Raw genomic sequence first — 21,879 nt, 5'->3', positions numbered from 1 at the left:
GTTCGCAAATTGCTTGGGTGTTATATGGTCAAGCCTCACGGGCAATTAGTATTGGTTAGCTCAACGCCTCACAGCGCTTACACACCCAACCTATCAACGTCGTAGTCTTCGACGGCCCTTCAGGGAACTCAAGGTTCCAGTGAGATCTCATCTTGAGGCAAGTTTCCCGCTTAGATGCTTTCAGCGGTTATCTTTCCCGAACATAGCTACCCGGCAATGCCACTGGCGTGACAACCGGAACACCAGAGGTTCGTCCACTCCGGTCCTCTCGTACTAGGAGCAGCCCCTCTCAAATCTCAAACGTCCACGGCAGATAGGGACCGAACTGTCTCACGACGTTCTAAACCCAGCTCGCGTACCACTTTAAATGGCGAACAGCCATACCCTTGGGACCGGCTTCAGCCCCAGGATGTGATGAGCCGACATCGAGGTGCCAAACACCGCCGTCGATATGAACTCTTGGGCGGTATCAGCCTGTTATCCCCGGAGTACCTTTTATCCGTTGAGCGATGGCCCTTCCATACAGAACCACCGGATCACTAAGACCTACTTTCGTACCTGCTCGACGTGTCTGTCTCGCAGTCAAGCGCGCTTTTGCCTTTATACTCTACGACCGATTTCCGACCGGTCTGAGCGCACCTTCGTACTCCTCCGTTACTCTTTAGGAGGAGACCGCCCCAGTCAAACTACCCACCATACACTGTCCTCGATCCGGATAACGGACCTGAGTTAGAACCTCAAAGTTGCCAGGGTGGTATTTCAAGGATGGCTCCACGCGAACTGGCGTCCACGCTTCAAAGCCTCCCACCTATCCTACACAAGCAAATTCAAAGTCCAGTGCAAAGCTATAGTAAAGGTTCACGGGGTCTTTCCGTCTAGCCGCGGATACACTGCATCTTCACAGCGATTTCAATTTCACTGAGTCTCGGGTGGAGACAGCGCCGCCATCGTTACGCCATTCGTGCAGGTCGGAACTTACCCGACAAGGAATTTCGCTACCTTAGGACCGTTATAGTTACGGCCGCCGTTTACCGGGGCTTCGATCAAGAGCTTCGCGTTAGCTAACCCCATCAATTAACCTTCCGGCACCGGGCAGGCGTCACACCCTATACGTCCACTTTCGTGTTTGCAGAGTGCTGTGTTTTTAATAAACAGTCGCAGCGGCCTGGTATCTTCGACCGGCATGAGCTTACGGAGCAAGTCCTTCACCCTCACCGGCGCACCTTCTCCCGAAGTTACGGTGCCATTTTGCCTAGTTCCTTCACCCGAGTTCTCTCAAGCGCCTTGGTATTCTCTACCCAACCACCTGTGTCGGTTTGGGGTACGGTTCCTGGTTACCTGAAGCTTAGAAGCTTTTCTTGGAAGCATGGCATCAACCACTTCGTGTTCTAAAAGAACACTCGTCATCAGCTCTCGGCCTTAAGATCCCGGATTTACCTAAGATCTCAGCCTACCACCTTAAACTTGGACAACCAACGCCAAGCTGGCCTAGCCTTCTCCGTCCCTCCATCGCAATAACCAGAAGTACAGGAATATTAACCTGTTTTCCATCGACTACGCTTTTCAGCCTCGCCTTAGGGACCGACTAACCCTGCGTCGATTAACGTTGCGCAGGAAACCTTGGTCTTTCGGCGTGGGTGTTTTTCACACCCATTGTCGTTACTCATGTCAGCATTCGCACTTCTGATACCTCCAGCAAGCTTCTCAACTCACCTTCACAGGCTTACAGAACGCTCCTCTACCGCATCATCCGAAGATGATACCCGTAGCTTCGGTGTATGGTTTGAGCCCCGTTACATCTTCCGCGCAGGCCGACTCGACTAGTGAGCTATTACGCTTTCTTTAAAGGGTGGCTGCTTCTAAGCCAACCTCCTAGCTGTCTAAGCCTTCCCACATCGTTTCCCACTTAACCATAACTTTGGGACCTTAGCTGACGGTCTGGGTTGTTTCCCTTTTCACGACGGACGTTAGCACCCGCCGTGTGTCTCCCATGCTCGGCACTTGTAGGTATTCGGAGTTTGCATCGGTTTGGTAAGTCGGGATGACCCCCTAGCCGAAACAGTGCTCTACCCCCTACAGTGATACATGAGGCGCTACCTAAATAGCTTTCGAGGAGAACCAGCTATCTCCGAGCTTGATTAGCCTTTCACTCCGATCCACAGGTCATCCGCTAACTTTTCAACGGTAGTCGGTTCGGTCCTCCAGTTAGTGTTACCCAACCTTCAACCTGCCCATGGATAGATCGCCCGGTTTCGGGTCTATTCCCAGCGACTAGACGCCCTATTAAGACTCGCTTTCGCTACGCCTCCCCTATTCGGTTAAGCTCGCCACTGAAAATAAGTCGCTGACCCATTATACAAAAGGTACGCAGTCACCCAACAAAGTGGGCTCCCACTGCTTGTACGCATACGGTTTCAGGATCTATTTCACTCCCCTCTCCGGGGTTCTTTTCGCCTTTCCCTCACGGTACTAGTTCACTATCGGTCAGTCAGTAGTATTTAGCCTTGGAGGATGGTCCCCCCATATTCAGACAAAGTTTCTCGTGCTCCGTCCTACTCGATTTCATGACCAAGAGATTTTCGCGTACAGGGCTATCACCCACTATGGCCGCACTTTCCAGAGCGTTCCGCTAATCTCAAAGCCACTTAAGGGCTAGTCCCCGTTCGCTCGCCACTACTAAGGGAATCTCGGTTGATTTCTTTTCCTCAGGGTACTTAGATGTTTCAGTTCCCCTGGTTCGCCTCTTGCACCTATGTATTCAGTACAAGATAACCATCTTATGATGGCTGGGTTCCCCCATTCAGACATCTCCGGATCAAAGTCTGTTTGCCGACTCCCCGAAGCTTTTCGCAGGCTACCACGTCTTTCATCGCCTCTGACTGCCAAGGCATCCACCGTATGCGCTTCTTCACTTGACCATATAACCCCAAGCAATCTGGTTATACTGTGAAGACGACATTCGCCGAAAATTCGAATTTCTCAACTAAGAGAACTCACAAATTTTACCTTAGCCTGATCCGTTACCAGTGAAAGTAACGTTCAGTCTATCTTTCTATCACATACCCAAATTTTTAAAGAACGAACTAGTCAAAGACTAGAAATCAACATTCATCATCACAACGATGGAATGCTCATTTCTAAGCTTTCAAACTTTAGAAGCAGTAGTGGTGGAGCCAAACGGGATCGAACCGTTGACCTCCTGCGTGCAAGGCAGGCGCTCTCCCAGCTGAGCTATGGCCCCGTATTTCTACAGGCGTTTCCCACACAAAATTGGTGGGTCTGGGCAGATTCGAACTGCCGACCTCACCCTTATCAGGGGTGCGCTCTAACCAACTGAGCTACAGACCCAATTTCGGGCTGCTTCTTTCGTCTTCTTCAATGAATCAAGCAATTCGTGTGGGAACTTATGGAGCAGCTGATGTCGTCGATTAAGGAGGTGATCCAGCCGCAGGTTCCCCTACGGCTACCTTGTTACGACTTCACCCCAGTCATGAATCACACCGTGGTAACCGTCCTCCCGAAGGTTAGACTAGCTACTTCTGGTGCAACCCACTCCCATGGTGTGACGGGCGGTGTGTACAAGGCCCGGGAACGTATTCACCGTGACATTCTGATTCACGATTACTAGCGATTCCGACTTCACGCAGTCGAGTTGCAGACTGCGATCCGGACTACGATCGGTTTTATGGGATTAGCTCCACCTCGCGGCTTGGCAACCCTTTGTACCGACCATTGTAGCACGTGTGTAGCCCAGGCCGTAAGGGCCATGATGACTTGACGTCATCCCCACCTTCCTCCGGTTTGTCACCGGCAGTCTCCTTAGAGTGCCCACCATAACGTGCTGGTAACTAAGGACAAGGGTTGCGCTCGTTACGGGACTTAACCCAACATCTCACGACACGAGCTGACGACAGCCATGCAGCACCTGTCTCAATGTTCCCGAAGGCACCAATCCATCTCTGGAAAGTTCATTGGATGTCAAGGCCTGGTAAGGTTCTTCGCGTTGCTTCGAATTAAACCACATGCTCCACCGCTTGTGCGGGCCCCCGTCAATTCATTTGAGTTTTAACCTTGCGGCCGTACTCCCCAGGCGGTCAACTTAATGCGTTAGCTGCGCCACTAAGAGCTCAAGGCTCCCAACGGCTAGTTGACATCGTTTACGGCGTGGACTACCAGGGTATCTAATCCTGTTTGCTCCCCACGCTTTCGCACCTCAGTGTCAGTATCAGTCCAGGTGGTCGCCTTCGCCACTGGTGTTCCTTCCTATATCTACGCATTTCACCGCTACACAGGAAATTCCACCACCCTCTACCATACTCTAGCTCGACAGTTTTGAATGCAGTTCCCAGGTTGAGCCCGGGGATTTCACATCCAACTTAACGAACCACCTACGCGCGCTTTACGCCCAGTAATTCCGATTAACGCTTGCACCCTCTGTATTACCGCGGCTGCTGGCACAGAGTTAGCCGGTGCTTATTCTGTCGGTAACGTCAAAATTGCAGAGTATTAATCTACAACCCTTCCTCCCAACTTAAAGTGCTTTACAATCCGAAGACCTTCTTCACACACGCGGCATGGCTGGATCAGGCTTTCGCCCATTGTCCAATATTCCCCACTGCTGCCTCCCGTAGGAGTCTGGACCGTGTCTCAGTTCCAGTGTGACTGATCATCCTCTCAGACCAGTTACGGATCGTCGCCTTGGTGAGCCATTACCTCACCAACTAGCTAATCCGACCTAGGCTCATCTGATAGCGCAAGGCCCGAAGGTCCCCTGCTTTCTCCCGTAGGACGTATGCGGTATTAGCGTCCCTTTCGAAACGTTGTCCCCCACTACCAGGCAGATTCCTAGGCATTACTCACCCGTCCGCCGCTGAATCCAGGAGCAAGCTCCTCTCATCCGCTCGACTTGCATGTGTTAGGCCTGCCGCCAGCGTTCAATCTGAGCCATGATCAAACTCTTCAGTTCAAACATCTTTGGGTTTTTAAGAAACCCTAAACTTGGCTCAGCAATCGTTGGTTACATCTTTGATTTCTCGCGGAGTAACTTGTGATGCTGATAATCTTGTTGACTATCAGTCTGACTCCACAAGCACCCACACGAATTGCTTGATTCAGTTGTTAAAGAGCGGTTGGTTAAGATCTTTCGTCTCAACCGAGGCGCGCATTCTACAGCAGCCTCATTTGCTGTCAAGTGATTATTTTCAGAAGTTTTCGAAGATTTCTTCAACAACTTCAACCACTTGCGCTTCCGATCTCTCGTCAGCGGGAGGCGAATTCTACAGCGTTACACGCTGCTGTCAACACCTCTTTTTCAACTTCCTTTTGGCTTCGATGAACTGAAGCAACCTGCTGCCGAAACCTGCATAACTCATTGAATCTCAAGGAGTTTTCCGTTTCGACTGCGCCGGAAGTGGGGCGAATTATAGACTTCTAAAATTCGCCGTCAAGACCTATTTTCAACTTTACTCGGATTTCAGCGTGATACGTGCAAACGCCTTCTTGCCTGCCTGGCAAACGTGGGTTGCGCCCAGTACATATATAAAGGAGCGATCAACCACCTCACCATCAACGCGCACACCGCCGGACGCCAACAGGTCGCGCGCCGCTGCCGAGTTCTTCACCAGACCTGCTTTATTAAGGACAGCCGCGATCGGCATATCTTCAGCAGAAGCCAGCTCGATCTCCGGCAGATCATCCGGCAGCTCGCCATCCTTCATGCGGTTACCCGCCGCGCGATGAGCATTGGCCGCAGCTTCTTCACCATGGAAACGCGCAACGATCTCTTCCGCCAGTTTGATTTTGACATCACGCGGATTGGCGCCCGCTTCTACATCGGCACGCAGCGCATTGATCTCATCCATCGAACGGAAGCTCAGCAGCTCAAAGTAACGCCACATCAGCGCGTCCGGAATAGAAACCAGCTTGCTGTACATAACGCCCGGCGCTTCCTGAATACCGACATAGTTGCCCAACGACTTGGACATCTTCTTCACGCCATCCAGACCTTCAAGCAGCGGCATGGTCAGAATGCACTGAGCCTCTTGACCATAACCACGCTGCAGCTCACGCCCCATCAGCAAGTTGAACTTCTGATCGGTACCGCCCAATTCAACGTCTGCACGCAAAGCCACCGAGTCGTAACCCTGAACCAGCGGATAGAGGAACTCGTGAATAGCGATCGGCTGATTGGTGGTGTAACGCTTGTCGAAGTCATCACGCTCAAGCATGCGCGCGACGGTGTATTGCGAAGTCAGGCGAATGAAGTCCGCCGGCCCCATCTGATCCATCCAGGTGGAATTGAACGCGACTTCGGTTTTCGCCGGATCGAGAATCTTGAACACCTGAGTCTTGTAGGTCTCGGCGTTTTCCAGAACCTGCTCGCGAGTCAGCGGCGGACGCGTGGCGCTCTTGCCGCTCGGATCACCGATCATCCCGGTGAAATCACCTATAAGGAAGATCACTTGATGCCCCAGTTCCTGGAACTGACGCAGCTTATTAATAAGCACCGTGTGACCCAAGTGCAGATCCGGAGCGGTTGGATCAAAACCAGCCTTGATACGCAGCGGCTGGCCGCGCTTGAGCTTCTCGATCAGCTCGGACTCGACCAATAGTTCTTCCGCACCACGTTTAATCAGCGCTAGCTGCTCTTCAACCGACTTCATAACAGACCCGCAAGGCTCAGATTCAAAGGGAACCAACCATACAAGATCGCGCACCAATTACAAGTTTTGCCCGGCGCACGGACACCAATCCACAGACACGCTGTCTGTAGACTTGCTTCAGAGATGATTTGGTTATATTTTATACAGTTATTTCATCTTCATCATGTCATTCATCTTTTCCAATTCATCATTTTTCAAAGTCAAAATTACCTATGACCACAGAACCGTCTAAAGCGCCGCCGCTTTACCCGAAGACCCACCTGCTCGCCGCAAGTGGAATCGCCGCCCTTCTTAGCCTGGCTCTCCTGGTATTCCCTTCCAGTGATGTTGAAGCCAAAAAGACGACCCTGAGCCTTGAACTGGAAAGTCCTGCTGAACAACTGACACAAGATCAAGACGCTGCTGACGCGACTCAAGCCACAAACGAGCCAGTAGCTTCGCCATTTGCTCAAATCGAAAACAGCGACGAAAACTCCCCACAAACCGCAGAAGCAGCACCAGCACCAGCACCAGCCGCTGAAAAACCAAAAGCACCTGGTCATCGTGAAGTCATCGTTGCCAAGGGCGATACACTGTCGACTTTGTTCGAAAAGGTCGGCCTGCCTGCCGCTTCCGTTCATGAAGTTCTGGCCAGCGACAAACAGGCCAAACAGTTCAGCCAGTTAAAGCACGGCCAGAAACTCGAATTCGAATTGGATCCTGAAGGCCAACTGACCAGCCTGCACAGCAAGGTCAGCGATGTCGAAACCATTACCCTGACCAAGAATGACAAGGGTTATGCCTTCAACCGGGTTACCGCAAAACCCACCGTTCGCACCGCTTACGTACACGGTGTGATCAACAGCTCGCTTTCACAATCCGCGGCCCGTGCCGGCCTTTCGCACAGCCTGACCATGGATATGGCCAGCGTCTTTGGCTACGACGTCGACTTTGCTCAGGACATCCGCCAGGGCGACGAATTCGATGTGATCTACGAGCAGAAAGTGGTCAACGGCAAGTCCGTGGGCAATGGCCCGATCCTGTCAGCACGCTTCACCAACCGCGGCAAAACCTACACCGCCGTGCGATACACCAACAAGCAAGGCAACAGCAGCTACTACACGGCTGATGGCAATAGCATGCGCAAGGCGTTCATCCGTACACCGGTGGACTTCGCCCGCATCAGCTCCAAGTTCTCCATGGGCCGCAAGCACCCTATCCTCAACAAGATCCGCGCCCACAAAGGCGTCGATTACGCTGCGCCACGCGGTACGCCGATCAAGGCTGCCGGCGATGGCAAAGTACTGCTGGCCGGGCGCCGCGGTGGCTACGGCAACACGGTGATCATCCAGCACGGCAACACTTACCGCACGCTGTACGGCCACATGCAAGGCTTCGCCAAAGGCGTGAAGACTGGCGGCTCCGTGAAGCAGGGCCAAGTTATCGGCTACATCGGCACCACTGGCCTCTCGACCGGCCCGCACTTGCACTATGAGTTCCAGGTCAACGGTGTTCACGTCGATCCGCTGGGACAGAAGCTGCCAATGGCTGATCCGATTGCCAAAGCAGAACGTGCTCGCTTCCTCGCACAGAGCCAACCGCTGATGGCGCGCATGGATCAAGAAAAGGCCACCATGCTGGCCTCGAGCAAGCGCTAAGTCATGGCCCTGTATATCGGCGTAATGTCCGGAACCAGCCTCGACGGTCTGGACATTGCCCTGATCGAACAGACCTCGGCGATCAAACTGATCGCCACGCACTACATTCCCATGCCTGAAACCCTGCGCACCGAGCTGCTTGGCTTGTGCGCCAGCGGTCCTGACGAAATCGCCCGCTCGGCGATTGCCCAGCAGAACTGGGTGAAGGTCGCTGCGCAGGGCATTCATACCCTCCTCGGTGAGCAGCAACTCAAACCCCAAGAGATTCGTGCGATCGGCAGCCACGGCCAGACTATCCGCCATGAACCGGCGCGCGGTTTCACCGTGCAGATCGGCAATCCTGCCCTGCTGACCGAACTCACAGGTATTACCGTAGTCAGCGACTTCCGCAGCCGCGATGTCGCAGCCGGAGGCCAAGGTGCTCCGCTGGTTCCCGCATTCCATGAAGCTTTGTTCGAAGAGCGTACCGGCAACCAGGCTGTCTTGAATGTCGGCGGTTTCAGCAATCTCAGTCTGATTGAGCCGACCAAGCCTGTAGCCGGTTTCGACTGTGGCCCTGGGAATGTGCTGATGGACGCCTGGATTCAGCAGCAGCGCGGCGAAAACTATGATCGCAATGGCGACTGGGCAAAATCGGGCTCTGTTGAGCCGACCCTGTTGAAAGCACTGCTCAGCGATCCATTCTTCATCACCAAAGGCCCGAAAAGTACCGGCCGTGAAGTGTTCAACCTGCCTTGGCTGGAGCAACATCTCTCGCACCTGCCAGCCTTTGCTGCCGAGAACGTGCAAGCCACACTGCTTGAACTGACCGCACTGACCATTATTGATTCGCTGCAAAGCGCTCAGCCCGACACTGAAGAGCTGCTGGTCTGCGGCGGCGGCGCGCACAACGCCACACTGATGGAGCGTCTGGCAGACCTGCTGCCAAACGCAACGGTCGCCAGCACCGCGACACATGGCGTTGATCCGGACTGGGTTGAAGCCATGGCCTTCGCCTGGCTGGCCCATTGCTGTCTTGAAGGTATCGCCGCCAACCGCCCAAGCGTCACCGGCGCACGCGGCCTTCGGGTACTCGGCGCCATCTACCCGGCCTGATTACATCGCACACAGCAAAACGCCGCAGAACCGTAAGGCTCTGCGGCGTTTTGTTATCTGAAGCGCGGCGCGATCAGATCGAGAACGAAGACCCGCAACCACACGTCGTGGTGGCGTTCGGGTTCTTGATCACGAAGCGCGAGCCTTCCAGACCTTCCTGGTAATCCACTTCAGCACCGGCCAGGTACTGGAAGCTCATCGGATCCACTACCAGACTCACGCCTTCGCGCTCGACGATAGTGTCGTCCTCGGCCACATCTTCATCGAAGGTGAAACCGTACTGAAACCCTGAACAACCGCCGCCCGTAACGAATACGCGCAGCTTCAAGCGATCATTCCCCTCTTCATCGACCAGGCTCTTCACCTTGTGCGCGGCACCGTGGGTGAATTGCAAAGCCGTGGGGGTGAAGGATTCGACGCTCATGCTGACTATCTCCCGGCGTTACGCCGCCATAATGCGTGATGACGCGCATTATCCGCTTGTCCGAGAAAATCGGTCAACTATTGTTACGGTATATCAATAAACCCGATCAACTGTTCAGAATGCAAAAAGGCCCGTTTGACGGGCCTTTTTGCTGTGCGGCTTAAAGTGTTACGGCAGCATACCGGCGTGGGACAATCCGAAGCGCTCGTCCAGACCGAACAGGATGTTCATGTTCTGCACCGCTTGGCCCGACGCGCCTTTGACCAGATTGTCGATCACCGACAACACCACCACCAGATCGCCATCCTGAGGACGGTGAACGGCAATGCGGCAAACGTTGGCGCCGCGCACGCTACGGGTTTCCGGGTGGCTACCGGCAGGCATCACGTCGACGAACGGTTCATTGGCATAACGCTTTTCAAACAGCGCCTGCAGATCCACCGAACGATCAACCACGGTCGCGTAGAGCGTGGAGTGAATACCACGGATCATCGGGGTCAGGTGCGGAACGAAGGTCAGACCGACATCCTTACCCGCTGCACGACGCAGACCCTGGCGAATTTCCGGCAGGTGACGGTGACCTTTTACCGCGTACGCCTTCATGCTTTCCGACGTTTCGGAGTACAAGGAGCCTACAGCCGCACCACGACCGGCACCGCTGACGCCGGACTTGCAGTCGGCGATCAGACGCGAAGTATCAGCCAGACCCGCCTCCAGCAATGGCAGGAAACCCAGCTGCGTTGCGGTCGGATAGCAACCTGGCACCGCGATCAGACGGGCGTTCTTGATCTGCTCGCGATTGACTTCCGGCAGACCGTAAACCGCTTCGTCCAGCAACTCAGGCGCGCCGTGCGGCTGACCGTACCACTTGGCCCACTCTTCAGCGTCTTGCAGACGGAAATCGGCCGACAGGTCGATGACCTTGGTGCCCGCTGCCAGCAATTCGCCCGCCAGCGCGTGCGCAACACCGTGCGGTGTGGCGAAGAACACTACGTCACAAGCGCCGAGGGTCTTGATGTCCGGCACGCTGAAGGCGAGGCCATCGTAGTGGCCGCGCAGGTTCGGGTACATGTCAGCCACGGCCAGACCGGCCTCGGATCGGGAAGTGATGACAACCACTTCTGCCTGCGGATGCTGCGCCAACAGACGCAGCAGTTCGACACCGGTGTAACCCGTGCCGCCGACGATACCGACCTTGACCATAACCTGCCCTCAAAGAACCCACTGGAAAGCCGTCGATAATAGGGGCCGCGCGCGCCTGCGACAACCGTCAAGGTGACGTGCGGATGCTCAAGCCTCTACTATCCGGCTTACCGTGAACCTGGAATAACTAAAAATGCTCTATCTATGGATCAAAGCTTTTCACATTGTCAGCATCGTTTGCTGGTTTGCCGGGCTGTTCTACTTGCCGCGTCTGTTCGTGTATCACGCGCAAAGCGAAGACACGCTCAGCAAAGAACGCTTCAGCCTCATGGAGCGCAAGCTGTATCGCGGCATAATGGGCCCGGCGATGATCGCCACGCTGATCTTTGGCGGCTGGCTGATCTATCTCAATCCGAGCATCTTCAGCATGGGTGGCTGGATTCACGCCAAACTGACCCTCGTCGTCTTGCTGATCGGCTACCACCACATGTGCGGCGCGCAGGTAAAACGTTTTGCCCGTGGCGAAAACACCCGCAGCCATGTCTTTTATCGCTGGTTCAATGAAGTGCCGGTTCTGATATTGCTGGCTATCGTAATTCTGGTCGTGGTCAAGCCGTTCTAACTTCAGCAACTACCGATCTTTGGGGTTTCCATAATGTCGCTGCCCGCTTTGCTCGAACAACGTCTGCGCCTGCCTGTAGTAGCGGCACCGATGTTTCTGATTTCCAACCCTGAGCTGGTGCTCGCCTGCTGCCGCAATGGCGTGGTCGGCAGTTTTCCAGCCTTGAACCAGCGCGAAAGCAGCGGATTCAAAGCCTGGCTGGAACAGATCGAAGCGGGCTTGGCGACACTGGACAGCCCGGCGCCGTATGCGGTGAACCTGATCGTGCATAACAGCAACCCGCGCCTGCAGGCCGACCTGAACATCTGCGTCGAACACAAAGTGCCGATCGTCATCACCAGTCTCGGCGCGGTGAAGGAACTGGTCGACGCGGTGCACAGCTATGGCGGCCTGGTGTTCCATGACGTCACCACTCGCCGACATGCCGAGAAAGCGGCCGAGGCGGGTGTCGACGGTTTGATCGCCGTGGCGGCCGGCGCCGGGGGACATGCCGGGACCTGGAGTCCGTTTGCATTGATCGCCGAGATCCGCCAGTTCTTCGATAAAACCCTGCTGCTTGCAGGATGTCTTAACCACGGTCATGAGATTCTTGCCGCACAGCTGCTCGGCGCGGATTTGGCCTACTTCGGTACGCGATTTATCGGTACCACAGAAAGTCACGCGCCCGACGCCTACAAGGAGATGCTGCTGACAGCCAAGGCATCCGACATCATCCATACTCCAGCGGTGTCGGGCGTGCCGGCGAGTTTTATGCGTCAGAGCCTGGAGGCGGCCGGTTTCGATATGGCTGCTCTGCAAGGCAAAGGCGAAGTGAATTTCGGTGACAAGTTGAAGCCGATCAGCGATGAGGCCAAAGCCTGGAAAACCGTGTGGTCGGCCGGTCAAGGCGTAGGGCAGATCGATGACCTGCCGAGTGTGGATCAATTGATCGCACGGCTGGACGCCGAGTATCGCCAGGCACAGGAACGCGCAGCCCAGCTACCGCAACGCTGGCCGCGCTAAGAAAAATCGGGTCAGCCCCGCTGGGCTGGCCTTACACTGCTGACCTTTCAATTTATTCGCGACAAGGATGCCTCGGCCATGAGCGAACCCCGTTACAAGATCGTGTTCGACGGTGCTCTACAGCCCGGTGTCGATATCACCACTGCCAAACTCAATTTGGCGGATCTGTTCAAAAGCGATGTGACCGCGATCGAACGCCTGTTCAGTGGCCGCAGCATCGCGCTCAAGCGTGATTTGTCCCACAGCGATGCGCAAACCTATCTGCAAGCGCTGAGCAAAACCGGGATCGACGCACGCATTGAAGCTGAAACGGCAATCGAGCTGAACCTGGCGGATGTCCATGAGCACACCGCCGCTGTGGCCGAACCGGACTCGCCGTATGCACCGCCTCGCGCAAGCGTTGGCGAAAGCCAGGCGGAGTTCGCCACGCCTAAGCCGTTCAGCGTCGAAGGCCGAATCGGACGCCTGCGCTTTCTGGCGTGGACAATGGTCCTGAGTCTGGTGACCTTACCCATTGTTGGCGTGTTCGCCCTGCTGGCTCTGGGGCTGGTCGCGGGGGACTCCACCACTGGCCTGATCATTGGCGGGATCTTCGCGTTCTTACTGTTTATCGCTTTCCTGATTGTCAGCATCCTGTTCAGCATTCAGCGTCTGCACGACATCGGTTGGTCGGGCTGGCTCTGGCTACTGAATCTGGTGCCATTCGTGGGCAGTTTCTTTCCGCTGGTGATCATGGTCGTGCCTGGCAACACCGGCGCCAACCGCTACGGCCCACCGCCGCCGCCCAACAGCACCGCAGTAAAAGTCTTGTGCTCACTGTGGATCGTGTTTTTCGCGTTGATCTTTGCCGGTGGAATGCTCGGCGGGATCTCGGCCATTCAGCAAGAATACGAAAGCAATCTGGAGAGCAGCTACGAAAGTGGCTCGGTGACCACTGATGAAGTCGAAGTAGAGGTCGAAACGCCTGCGGATTCCGCCGACGAGGCAGCCGAAGCGGCGCAGGCCCCTGTAGACTCTGCGAAAGAATGAACAGCGCTCCCCGCCGTGACACCCGCGTCGCCGGCGCGGAGCTGTTGCGATGGAGAATTGCATGACCCGTTACGCACTGATCACCGGCGCCTCCAGCGGCATCGGCCTGGCGATGGCCGAAGCACTGGCCCGGCGTGGCCGCAGCCTGATTCTGGTGGCAAGACAGCGTGATCAGCTGGAAAGCATTGCGATCGAATTGACCCAGCGTTTTGGCGTCGAGGTACTGTTCCGCGCCTGCGATCTGGGCGAGCCATTGCGTCTGTCCGGCTTCCTGCTGGAGCTCGAAGAAGGTGATCGGCAGATCGACTTGCTGGTCAATTGCGCCGGTATCGGCACCTGCGGCCCGTTCCTTGCGCAAGACTGGATGACCGAGCAGGATCTGATCGAAGTAAACATTCTCGCCCTCACCCGCCTTTGCCACGCCATCGGCAATAGCATGGCGTTGCAGGGTGGCGGGCAGATTCTCAATGTCGCCTCGGTGGCCGCGTTCAATCCCGGCCCATGGATGAGTACTTACTACGCCAGCAAGGCCTATGTGCTGCACTTCTCCGAAGCCTTGCGAGTTGAGCTAAAACAGAGTGCTGTGAAGGTTTCGGTGCTCTGTCCAGGCCCGACGCGCACGGCATTTTTCCGTACGGCACAACTCGACAGCGACAAACTCAAAGACAGCAAATTGCTGATGAGCCCTGAGGAAGTCGCGCTGTACACCGTGCGCGCCCTCGACAAGAACCGGGCGATCATCATTCCGGGACGACGCAATCGATGCTTCGCCTTCCTGCCGAGATTGGGTTCGCGCTGGCTCAACCGCACCATTGTCGGCATGGTCAACAAGGCTTACTGCCCGCGCTGAAATGCCCTACAGGTAAAACACTGGGCGGGATAAGCCGCTCTGCGTACACTCAGACCAGCCCAAACAACGGAGAAAACAGCAGTGGATACTCTGTTCACCAAGATCATCAACCGGGAAATCCCGGCCAAGATCATTTACGAGGACGACCAGGTTCTGGCGTTCCACGACATCGCCCCTCAGGCACCGGTGCATTTCCTGGTGATCCCGAAAAAACCAGTGCGCACCCTCAATGACCTGACCGAAGACGACAAGGCACTGGCCGGGCATATCCTCTTCACTGCACAGCGCCTGGCGCTGGAGCTGGGCTGCGAAGACGGTTTCCGCGTGGTGATGAACTGCAAGGAGAAGGGTGGGCAAACTGTCTACCACATTCATATGCACGTACTCGGGCAGCGCCAGATGAACTGGCCACCGGGCTGATCCACACCCCATCTCCCTGTGGGAGCGAGCCTGCTCACGAAGACTTCGGCACATTCAATGTATTAGTGCCTGATACTCCGCCTTCGCGAGCAGGCTCGCTCCCACAAAAAAGCATGACCGCGCAGCAAATGACCCAGCGCAAACCTTCCCCGGCCGATTCGGTTAAACTGGCCGTCGAGATTCTTCCCGGAGGTCAGCATGACTACCCAACGTCACTACTCGCCAATTGACCGTCTTCTGCTGCAAGCCGATGCCGCGATGCGTACCCTGCTGCCGTTCAGTGGCCAGCCGTACCGTCCATCGCCGGCGATTTTGCAACCGGATACGCAAATGAGCGACGAAGACACCCGCCACGTCGCCGGCCTGATGCGCATCAACCATACCGGTGAAGTCTGCGCCCAGGCGCTGTATCAGGGGCAGGCGTTGACTGCCAAGCTCCCGCAGGTACGCGAGGCCATGGAGCACGCTGCCGAAGAAGAGATTGATCATCTGGTCTGGTGCGAACAGCGTATTCATCAGTTGGGCAGCCACACCAGTGTGCTCAACCCGCTGTTTTACGGGATGTCGTTCGGGATTGGCGCGGTGGCTGGGTTGATCAGCGACAAGGTCAGCCTCGGGTTTGTTGCGGCGACCGAGCATCAGGTGTGCAAGCATCTGAACGAGCATCTGGAACAATTACCGGCCGAGGACGAAAAGTCCCGGGCGATTCTGGAGCAGATGCGCATTGATGAAGAACATCATGCCGAAAGTGCTTTGGAGGCTGGAGGTTTCCGTTTTCCGGCGCCGGTGAAGTTCGGGATGAGTATTCTGGCCAAGGTGATGACCAAAAGTACTTATCGGATCTGAGAACGGTATTGCTGCAAAGGGCCCCTCGCGAGCAGGCTCGCTCCCACAGGGAGGAATTGGCAGAAATGAAAAAGGCGACCGAAAGGTCGCCTTTTTTTGTGCCCGGGAATCTTAGGTCGGCATGTTGCGCGCGTAGAAGATTTCGAGCATTTCGTGTTTCACCCGATCGGTCACCTGAGCGCGTTGCTCGGGGGACAGGTTGCTGGTGGCGTCGCCAAACAGGTAGTTATCCAGTTCGAAGTTCTTCAGCAGCATTTTGGTGTGGAACAGGTTTTCCTGGTACACGTTCACGTCGGTCATCTGGTACGCGTCGCGAGTGTCTTCGGAAAGGTAGTTCTGGATCGAGTTGATCTCGTGGTCGATGAAGTGCTTGTTGCCTTCAACGTCACGGGTGAAGCCGCGCACACGATAGTCCACAGTCACGATGTCCGAATCGAACTGGTGAATGAGGAAATTGAGCGCTTTCAGCGGTGAGATGACACCACAAGTCGACACGTCGATGTCCACACGGAACGTTGCAATACCGTCGTCCGGATGGATTTCCGGGTAGGTGTGCACCGTGATGTGGCTCTTGTCGAGGTGGGCCAGGATAATTTCGGGCAATGGGCCCGGCGACTCTTCAATCTGGCTTTCAGTCGGGGTTACCGGCTCTTCAGAAATCAGAATCGTGACGCTGGCGCCCTGAGGTTCATAGTCCTGACTGGCAATGTTCAGGATGTTGGCACCAATGATCTCAACAACCTCTGTGAGAATCTGCGTCAGGCGTTTCGCGTTGTACTCTTGATTGATGTACTCAACGTAAGCCTGCTGGTCTTGCGGGGTTTCCGCGTAGCAGATGTCATAGATGTTGAAGCTCAAGGTCTTTGTCAGGTTATTGAACCCGTGGAGCTTGAGTTTGCTTTTCACCGTTAAAAACTCTCTATGTATGCGGCCCGGCCGCGTGATCAAGCATGCCCGTCAAGTGCGAACAACGCACCTGCGTAGGACGGTTAACACCTCTTCGCGATGGCGATTTTGGTTATCTGTTCAGGCGGCTGACCATCGATTGACCGATCACTGCCCTGAAAAAAGTGGCGCATTATGCAGACGTCAGCGGGGGATCGCCAGAGTCTGCACTGCTTTTATGATAGTTGAATGTCGCTTCAACCGAGTTCGACGATTTCGTAATCGTGAGTGATCGCCACGCCAGCCGCGCCAAGCATGATCGAGGCCGAGCAATACTTCTCTGCAGACAACTCGATCGCACGTTTGACCTGGGCTTCTTTCAAGCCACGGCCCTTGACCACAAAGTGCATATGAATCTTGGTGAACACCTTCGGATCTTCGGTCGCGCGCTCGGCTTCGAGGAACGCTTCGCAGCTTTCAACAGCCTGGCGGGACTTCTTCAGGATGCTGACCACGTCGAAATTGCTGCAACCGCCCACACCGAGCAGGAGCATTTCCATCGGGCGAACACCCAGATTACGACCACCGGCGTCCGGTGGACCGTCCATGACCACGACATGACCGCTGCCGGATTCGCCGAGGAACATGGCTTCGCCAGCCCATTGGATGCGTGCCTTCATCGCCCAGACTCCACTGTAAAAAAAGGGTCGCCAGCTTAGCACAGGGCTTTGCCCGGACAGCGAGCAACGTTCCTAGGACCAGATGCCTCTGCGCTGTAGGTAATTTCTCGAATTTGCGACGAAGTGTCTGTTAAGCTGGCGCCAATTCGCTGGCGCCCATGTCAGCTGTGTAGCGACCGCCTTCAGCGCCTCATAAAAAAACCAAACATCACCGTGCAGTCTTTTCGGGATACAACCATGGTTGCTATTACCCCCACACCCAAAATCAAGAATCTCGACAAGCTGTTGATGCATTGCCAGCGCCGTCGCCATGCGGCCAAGAGCAACATCATCTGTGCGGGCGATCGCTCGGACACGCTGTATTTCATCATCAAGGGTTCGGTAACGATCCTGATCGAGGATGACGACGGCCGCGAGATGATCATCGCTTACCTCAACGCCGGGGATTTCTTTGGCGAACTGGGCCTGTTCGAACAAGCGGGTCAAGAACAGGAACGCAGCGCCTGGGTGCGGGCCAAGGTTGAATGCGAAACAGCAGAAATCAGCTACGCCAAGTTCCGCGAATTGTCGCAGCAAGATCCAGACATTCTTTACGTGCTCAGCGGACAAATCGCACAACGCCTGCGTAACACCACGCGCAAGGTCGGCGATCTGGCGTTTTTCGACGTCACTGGTCGAGTGGCGCGTTGCCTGCTGGAACTGTGCAAGCAGCCAGACGCGATGACGCATCCGGACGGCATGCAGATCAAGGTGACCCGTCAGGAAATCGGCCGGATTGTCGGTTGTTCGCGGGAGATGGTCGGTCGCGTGCTCAAGGATCTTGAGGAGCGCAACCTGGTCGATGTGAAAGGCAAGACCATGGTGGTCTTCGGTACGCGCTAAGCCCGAATATCAGGCGCTGTACATCTGCGCCAGCATCAGACGAAACAGCTCATCGAGACGCGCCAAGGCCTGTGGCGCGCTGAATTTCTCGTGCAGGGCGATGTGGCTTTGCGCCCGCACCCGCTGTTCCAGGCCACACGCTTCGTTGAAGCGATTGACCGCTGCGACCATCGATTCCCGTTCGTTATCCATCAGCATCGCACCGTGCACCAGACCGACCGGACGCTGTCCGCCCTGACTCTGGCGCCAGCGCTGCGCGGTGCCAACCATTTTGCGGCCGTCGAGGTTGACGTTGAAACGTCCGTCGCAGAACGCGCCGTCGATTTCGCCCAACGATGATGTGCCGCCCAACTCGTTGAGCAACTGGCAGATCGGATCGCACAGACGGCGGTAGCCGGTTTCGATACGGTTCAGATCGCCTTCGCTGCGCGGTGGTGCGTAGACCAGAGCGATATTGATAGTGGCGGCAGATTGCGGCACCGGTTCGCCGCCGGTTTCGCGCAGCAGGACGGGCCAGCCGGCGGCGGCGGAGACTTCACAGGCGTGGTCGAAACCGGGGAGGCGATTGAGGCGACGAGGCATGACCAGGGCCCGATCGCTGGGTTGCCAGAACAGCAGGCCGAATTCTGTATCGCCGGCGCAGACCGAGGCCAGCAAGTCTTGCTCGGCCTGGAGGCCGGCTTCGATGGTCAGGGGGGTTGGCAGCGACATGGAGGGCTCCGGCAGATCTGGAATCTTTGGGGATTTCTAGTACCTCATCGCGAGCAGGCTCACTCCTACAATTGGAACGCGTTCCCCTGTAGGAGTGAGCCTGCTCGCGATGGCGTCGACTCGGTCTGAAGCGAATCAGTCGAGAGTCGAACCACTGATCGAAGTGCCACGCTCCGGGAAGAACAGTCGCTGCAGTTCAGTGCCCGGATTTTCCGCGCGCATGAACGCTTCACCGACCAGGAACGAGTACACGTCGCTGATTTCCATCAACTCGACATCGGCACGGTTGAGGATGCCGCTCTCGGTAATCACCAGACGATCGCGCGGAATACGCGGCAGCAGGTCGAGGGTGGTTTCCAGGCTGACGTCGAAGGTATGCAGATTGCGGTTGTTGACCCCGACCAACGGCGTGTCGAGGGTTTTCAACGCACGTTCCAGTTCATCACCGTCGTGCACTTCGACCAACACATCGAGACCGACGCCTTTGGCGACAGCGGCCAGCTCGGCCATTTTTACGTCATCCAGTGCGGAGACGATCAACAGCACGCAGTCGGCGCCCAGCGCACGGGCTTCGACGATCTGGTACGGATCGATCATGAAGTCCTTGCGGATCACCGGCAGTTTGCACGCGGCCCGGGCCTGTTGCAGGTACGCATCGGCGCCCTGGAAATAATCGATGTCGGTCAGTACGGACAGGCAAGTCGCCCCGCCCTTTTCGTAGCTTTTGGCGATGTCGGCGGGAACGAAGTTCTCGCGGATCACGCCTTTGCTCGGCGAGGCCTTTTTGATTTCGGCGATCACCGCCGGCTGCTTCTTCTTGGCTTGCGCCAGCAATGCCTGGGCAAAACCACGGGGTGCATCGGCCGCCTTGGCCAGACTTTCCAGCTCGCTCAGGCTGACGCGAGCACTACGCTCGGCGACTTCCTGAACTTTGCGCGCCAGAATGTTTTCCAGAACCGTCGGTACACTCATCCCTCATTCTCCACTCTGAATACCGCGGTAAAGGCACCCAGCTCCTCGAGTTTTTCCCGAGCAAGACCGGTGTGCAAGGCGTCGTGCGCAAGCTCCACGCCCTGTTTCAAACTACTCGCCACGTCGGCGGCGTACAGCGCGGCACCGGCGTTGAGGACAATCATTTCGGCAGCTTTCTGGCCGTTTTCGGTTTTGCGCTTGCCGAGAGCATCACGGATCAGTGCCAGCGAGGCTTCCGGGCCTTCGACCGACAGACCGTGCAGGCTCTGGCTCTTCATGCCGAGGTCTTCCGGCTCGACCCAATATTCGCTGATTTCGTTGTTCTTCAGCTCGGCGACAAAAGTCGGCGCGGCAAGACTGAACTCGTCCAGGCCGTCCTTCGAGTGCACCACCAGCACATGCTTGCTGCCCAAACGCTGCAAGACTTCGGCCAATGGCCGGCACAGCGCCTTGTTGAATACGCCCACTACCTGATGTTTCACACCGGCCGGATTCGTAAGCGGGCCGAGCATGTTGAACAGCGTACGCAGGCCGAGATCGCGGCGCGGGCCGGCGGCGTATTTCATGGCTTTGTGGTGGGTCTGGGCGAACATGAAACCGATGCCGACGTTGTCGATGCAACGGGCGACCTGAACCGGCGTCAGGTTCAGATAGATGCCAGCCGCTTCCAGCAAGTCGGCGCTGCCGCTCTTGCCCGACACCGCGCGGTTGCCGTGCTTGGCGACGGTGCACCCGGCAGCGGCGACAACAAAGGAAGAAGCGGTCGACACGTTGAAGATGTTTGCGCCATCACCACCGGTGCCGACGACATCGACCACGCTGTCGAGGGTTTTCAGGTCAACCTGATCGGCCAGCTCACGCATCACCGAGACGGCGCCGACGATTTCGTCGATGCTCTCGCTCTTCATGCGCATGGCCATCATGAACGCGCCGATCTGCGCATCGCTGCATTGGCCAGTCATGATTTCGCGCATCACATCGCGCATTTCCTCGGTGCTGAGGTCGAGGTGTTCGACGATACGGCTCAGGGCTGTCTTGATATTCATGGGAAGTCCTTAGCGCGTTCCGCCGGTTTGTTTGAGGAAGTTGGCAAACAGTTCATGACCCTGCTCGGTCAGGATCGACTCGGGGTGGAACTGTACGCCCTCAATGTTCAGGGTCTTGTGACGCAGGCCCATGATTTCGTCGACCGAACCGTCGTCGCGCTGGGTCCACGCCGTCAGTTCCAGGCAATCAGGCAAGGTATCGTGTTTAACGATCAGCGAATGGTAGCGAGTAACGGTCAACGGATGATTCAGACCTTGGAAGACGCCCTTGTCCTCGTGGAATACCGGACTAGTCTTACCGTGCATCACCTGCCGCGCACGCACTACGTCGCCGCCAAAGGCCTGACCGATGGACTGGTGGCCGAGGCAAACGCCGAGGATTGGCAGCTTGCCGGCAAAGTGCTTGATGGCTTCGATGGAGATGCCGGCTTCGGTTGGCGTGCACGGGCCTGGCGATACCACGATGCGCTCTGGCTTGAGTGCTTCGATCTCGGCGACGGTCAATTCGTCGTTGCGCACGACTTTGACGTCGGCACCCAGCTCGCCGAGGTATTGCACAACGTTGTAAGTAAAGGAGTCGTAGTTGTCGATCATCAGCAACATGGCGTGTCGAACCTCTTGAATTCTGATTTGAAAACAGCCTTCAGATCACTTGCCCGCAGGGCGCTGCACGATGTCGGACGCAGGAAGACGCGTCGGCACAGCGGCATTTCAAACGGGCAAGGAAGGCAAAGCGATACAGATCCGGCGGGGCCGGCAGAAAAGATTCAGGCGCGCCAACGCCAGCGGGCGTGTGCCTTGATGACTTGATCCAGAAGTTTGCTGGTGATCAACACGGGGAAGGTCTCGTTCATACGTTCCGGCACAGTAACTTAGCTGGGCGGAGCGTGCAATATGGCCGGGGCTGCGGGTGATAAAACCGGGGGAGGATTCGCGACCGATGGCAAAACGCCGGGAGTTTTTGGTACTGTCG

At 56.2% G+C, this 21,879-nt stretch carries 18 protein-coding genes, 2 tRNA genes and 2 rRNA genes; 9 read left to right on the top strand and 13 right to left on the bottom strand.

All coding sequences use genetic code 11. The features are described from left to right. Window positions 1–24: 24 nt before the first annotated feature. The 5 genes from ACI514_RS28445 to tyrS all read right to left on the bottom strand — a co-directional run bounded on the left by ACI514_RS28445 (window position 25) and on the right by tyrS (window position 6,662). Window positions 25–2,918: ribosomal RNA gene (locus ACI514_RS28445) — 23S ribosomal RNA — on the bottom strand. Window positions 2,919–3,165: 247 nt separating this feature from the next. Next, window positions 3,166–3,241: transfer RNA gene (locus tag ACI514_RS28440), tRNA-Ala, on the bottom strand. A 30-nt stretch (window positions 3,242–3,271) separates the two neighbouring features. Then, a tRNA-Ile gene (locus tag ACI514_RS28435) sits at window positions 3,272–3,348 on the bottom strand. Window positions 3,349–3,429: 81 nt separating this feature from the next. Beyond that, window positions 3,430–4,966 (bottom strand): 16S ribosomal RNA (locus tag ACI514_RS28430). The 16S and 23S rRNA genes sit together here with 2 tRNA genes alongside, the layout of an rRNA operon. 496 nt (window positions 4,967–5,462) lie before the next feature. Then, on the bottom strand, window positions 5,463–6,662 hold the full coding sequence (gene tyrS / locus ACI514_RS28425; protein ID WP_129395737.1) for a tyrosine--tRNA ligase: 1,200 nt from the start codon (window positions 6,660–6,662) through the stop codon (window positions 5,463–5,465). Window positions 6,663–6,874: 212 nt separating this feature from the next. On the opposite strand from tyrS, the gene ACI514_RS28420 reads away from it, so the two are divergent. Beyond that, complete coding sequence (locus ACI514_RS28420; RefSeq protein WP_160059624.1) at window positions 6,875–8,299, top strand: peptidoglycan DD-metalloendopeptidase family protein; 1,425 nt, start codon at window positions 6,875–6,877, stop codon at window positions 8,297–8,299. A 3-nt stretch (window positions 8,300–8,302) separates the two neighbouring features. Then, window positions 8,303–9,394, top strand: coding sequence for an anhydro-N-acetylmuramic acid kinase (locus tag ACI514_RS28415; protein WP_160059625.1), 1,092 nt, complete (start codon window positions 8,303–8,305; stop codon window positions 9,392–9,394). Window positions 9,395–9,467: 73 nt separating this feature from the next. On the opposite strand, the gene erpA is transcribed toward ACI514_RS28415, so the two are convergent. Then, entirely contained in the window at window positions 9,468–9,818 is a 351-nt protein-coding gene (gene erpA, locus ACI514_RS28410) for an iron-sulfur cluster insertion protein ErpA (protein ID WP_008077999.1), read from the bottom strand. Window positions 9,819–9,986: 168 nt separating this feature from the next. Further along, a complete protein-coding gene (gene argC / locus ACI514_RS28405) occupies window positions 9,987–11,021 on the bottom strand; it encodes an N-acetyl-gamma-glutamyl-phosphate reductase (protein ID WP_405122780.1) in 1,035 nt (344 codons plus the stop codon). A 133-nt stretch (window positions 11,022–11,154) separates the two neighbouring features. Between argC and hemJ the strand changes: the two genes are divergently transcribed. The 6 genes from hemJ (at window position 11,155) to coq7 (ending at window position 15,730) form a co-directional block, all read left to right on the top strand. After that, window positions 11,155–11,583, top strand: a complete 429-nt coding sequence (gene hemJ, locus ACI514_RS28400) for a protoporphyrinogen oxidase HemJ (protein ID WP_160059627.1) — start codon at window positions 11,155–11,157, stop codon at window positions 11,581–11,583. 33 nt (window positions 11,584–11,616) lie between these two features. Next, window positions 11,617–12,585: an NAD(P)H-dependent flavin oxidoreductase gene (locus tag ACI514_RS28395; RefSeq protein WP_405122779.1), complete on the top strand. Its 969-nt coding sequence runs from the start codon at window positions 11,617–11,619 to the stop codon at window positions 12,583–12,585. A gap of 78 nt (window positions 12,586–12,663) precedes the next feature. Continuing rightward, window positions 12,664–13,614, top strand: a complete 951-nt coding sequence (locus tag ACI514_RS28390; protein ID WP_405122778.1) for a DUF805 domain-containing protein — start codon at window positions 12,664–12,666, stop codon at window positions 13,612–13,614. Window positions 13,615–13,675: 61 nt separating this feature from the next. Beyond that, window positions 13,676–14,464: an SDR family oxidoreductase gene (locus tag ACI514_RS28385; RefSeq protein WP_160059630.1), complete on the top strand. Its 789-nt coding sequence runs from the start codon at window positions 13,676–13,678 to the stop codon at window positions 14,462–14,464. A gap of 81 nt (window positions 14,465–14,545) precedes the next feature. Then, window positions 14,546–14,884 (top strand): histidine triad nucleotide-binding protein, encoded by a 339-nt coding sequence (locus ACI514_RS28380; RefSeq protein WP_160059631.1) that lies wholly within the window; start codon window positions 14,546–14,548, stop codon window positions 14,882–14,884. Window positions 14,885–15,082: 198 nt separating this feature from the next. Beyond that, window positions 15,083–15,730, top strand: coding sequence for a 2-polyprenyl-3-methyl-6-methoxy-1,4-benzoquinone monooxygenase (gene coq7 / locus ACI514_RS28375; protein ID WP_008077993.1), 648 nt, complete (start codon window positions 15,083–15,085; stop codon window positions 15,728–15,730). Window positions 15,731–15,841: 111 nt separating this feature from the next. On the opposite strand, the gene speD is transcribed toward coq7, so the two are convergent. Beyond that, entirely contained in the window at window positions 15,842–16,636 is a 795-nt protein-coding gene (speD, locus tag ACI514_RS28370; protein ID WP_016983471.1) for an adenosylmethionine decarboxylase, read from the bottom strand. A 236-nt stretch (window positions 16,637–16,872) separates the two neighbouring features. Next, on the bottom strand, window positions 16,873–17,295 hold the full coding sequence (locus tag ACI514_RS28365; RefSeq protein WP_003228794.1) for an OsmC family protein: 423 nt from the start codon (window positions 17,293–17,295) through the stop codon (window positions 16,873–16,875). 237 nt (window positions 17,296–17,532) lie between these two features. Between ACI514_RS28365 and crp the strand changes: the two genes are divergently transcribed. Beyond that, window positions 17,533–18,177 (top strand): cAMP-activated global transcriptional regulator CRP, encoded by a 645-nt coding sequence (gene crp, locus ACI514_RS28360; RefSeq protein WP_008088598.1) that lies wholly within the window; start codon window positions 17,533–17,535, stop codon window positions 18,175–18,177. A 9-nt stretch (window positions 18,178–18,186) separates the two neighbouring features. Here the strand turns inward: crp and ACI514_RS28355 are convergent, their stop codons facing one another. From ACI514_RS28355 to ACI514_RS28340, 4 genes are all read right to left on the bottom strand, one after another. Beyond that, window positions 18,187–18,888: a biotin/lipoate A/B protein ligase family protein gene (locus ACI514_RS28355; RefSeq protein WP_405122777.1), complete on the bottom strand. Its 702-nt coding sequence runs from the start codon at window positions 18,886–18,888 to the stop codon at window positions 18,187–18,189. 135 nt (window positions 18,889–19,023) lie between these two features. Beyond that, complete coding sequence (trpC, locus tag ACI514_RS28350; RefSeq protein ID WP_160059633.1) at window positions 19,024–19,860, bottom strand: indole-3-glycerol phosphate synthase TrpC; 837 nt, start codon at window positions 19,858–19,860, stop codon at window positions 19,024–19,026. Next, window positions 19,857–20,906: an anthranilate phosphoribosyltransferase gene (trpD, locus tag ACI514_RS28345; protein WP_405122776.1), complete on the bottom strand. Its 1,050-nt coding sequence runs from the start codon at window positions 20,904–20,906 to the stop codon at window positions 19,857–19,859. The genes trpC and trpD overlap by 4 nt, the downstream gene beginning before the upstream one ends. Window positions 20,907–20,915: 9 nt before the next feature. Beyond that, the gene (locus ACI514_RS28340) at window positions 20,916–21,509 is read right to left on the bottom strand and encodes an aminodeoxychorismate/anthranilate synthase component II (RefSeq protein ID WP_405122775.1); all 594 of its coding nucleotides are present in this window, start codon (window positions 21,507–21,509) and stop codon (window positions 20,916–20,918) included. Window positions 21,510–21,879 lie beyond the last annotated feature (370 nt).

The sequence above is a fragment of the Pseudomonas sp. M20 genome, assembly GCF_045037865.1.
Classification (GTDB): Bacteria; Pseudomonadota; Gammaproteobacteria; order Pseudomonadales; family Pseudomonadaceae; genus Aquipseudomonas.
Note: the sequence above shows the minus strand (reverse complement) of the source record. Positions and strands in the feature narration are given on the sequence as shown.

What these genes read in the sequence shown, in the direction of transcription:
- tyrS (WP_129395737.1), bottom strand. Translation starts at nt 6,662, where the DNA reads ATGAAGTCGGTTGAAGAGCAGCTAGCGCTGATTAAACGTGGTGCGGAA.
- ACI514_RS28385 (WP_160059630.1), top strand. Translation starts at nt 13,676, where the DNA reads ATGACCCGTTACGCACTGATCACCGGCGCCTCCAGCGGCATCGGCCTG.
- ACI514_RS28415 (WP_160059625.1), top strand. Translation starts at nt 8,303, where the DNA reads ATGGCCCTGTATATCGGCGTAATGTCCGGAACCAGCCTCGACGGTCTG.
- ACI514_RS28390 (WP_405122778.1), top strand. Translation starts at nt 12,664, where the DNA reads ATGAGCGAACCCCGTTACAAGATCGTGTTCGACGGTGCTCTACAGCCC.
- trpC (WP_160059633.1), bottom strand. Translation starts at nt 19,860, where the DNA reads ATGAGTGTACCGACGGTTCTGGAAAACATTCTGGCGCGCAAAGTTCAG.
- argC (WP_405122780.1), bottom strand. Translation starts at nt 11,021, where the DNA reads ATGGTCAAGGTCGGTATCGTCGGCGGCACGGGTTACACCGGTGTCGAA.
- trpD (WP_405122776.1), bottom strand. Translation starts at nt 20,906, where the DNA reads ATGAATATCAAGACAGCCCTGAGCCGTATCGTCGAACACCTCGACCTC.
- ACI514_RS28420 (WP_160059624.1), top strand. Translation starts at nt 6,875, where the DNA reads ATGACCACAGAACCGTCTAAAGCGCCGCCGCTTTACCCGAAGACCCAC.
- crp (WP_008088598.1), top strand. Translation starts at nt 17,533, where the DNA reads ATGGTTGCTATTACCCCCACACCCAAAATCAAGAATCTCGACAAGCTG.
- ACI514_RS28355 (WP_405122777.1), bottom strand. Translation starts at nt 18,888, where the DNA reads ATGTCGCTGCCAACCCCCCTGACCATCGAAGCCGGCCTCCAGGCCGAG.
- ACI514_RS28395 (WP_405122779.1), top strand. Translation starts at nt 11,617, where the DNA reads ATGTCGCTGCCCGCTTTGCTCGAACAACGTCTGCGCCTGCCTGTAGTA.
- hemJ (WP_160059627.1), top strand. Translation starts at nt 11,155, where the DNA reads ATGCTCTATCTATGGATCAAAGCTTTTCACATTGTCAGCATCGTTTGC.
- coq7 (WP_008077993.1), top strand. Translation starts at nt 15,083, where the DNA reads ATGACTACCCAACGTCACTACTCGCCAATTGACCGTCTTCTGCTGCAA.
- ACI514_RS28340 (WP_405122775.1), bottom strand. Translation starts at nt 21,509, where the DNA reads ATGTTGCTGATGATCGACAACTACGACTCCTTTACTTACAACGTTGTG.
- erpA (WP_008077999.1), bottom strand. Translation starts at nt 9,818, where the DNA reads ATGAGCGTCGAATCCTTCACCCCCACGGCTTTGCAATTCACCCACGGT.
- ACI514_RS28365 (WP_003228794.1), bottom strand. Translation starts at nt 17,295, where the DNA reads ATGAAGGCACGCATCCAATGGGCTGGCGAAGCCATGTTCCTCGGCGAA.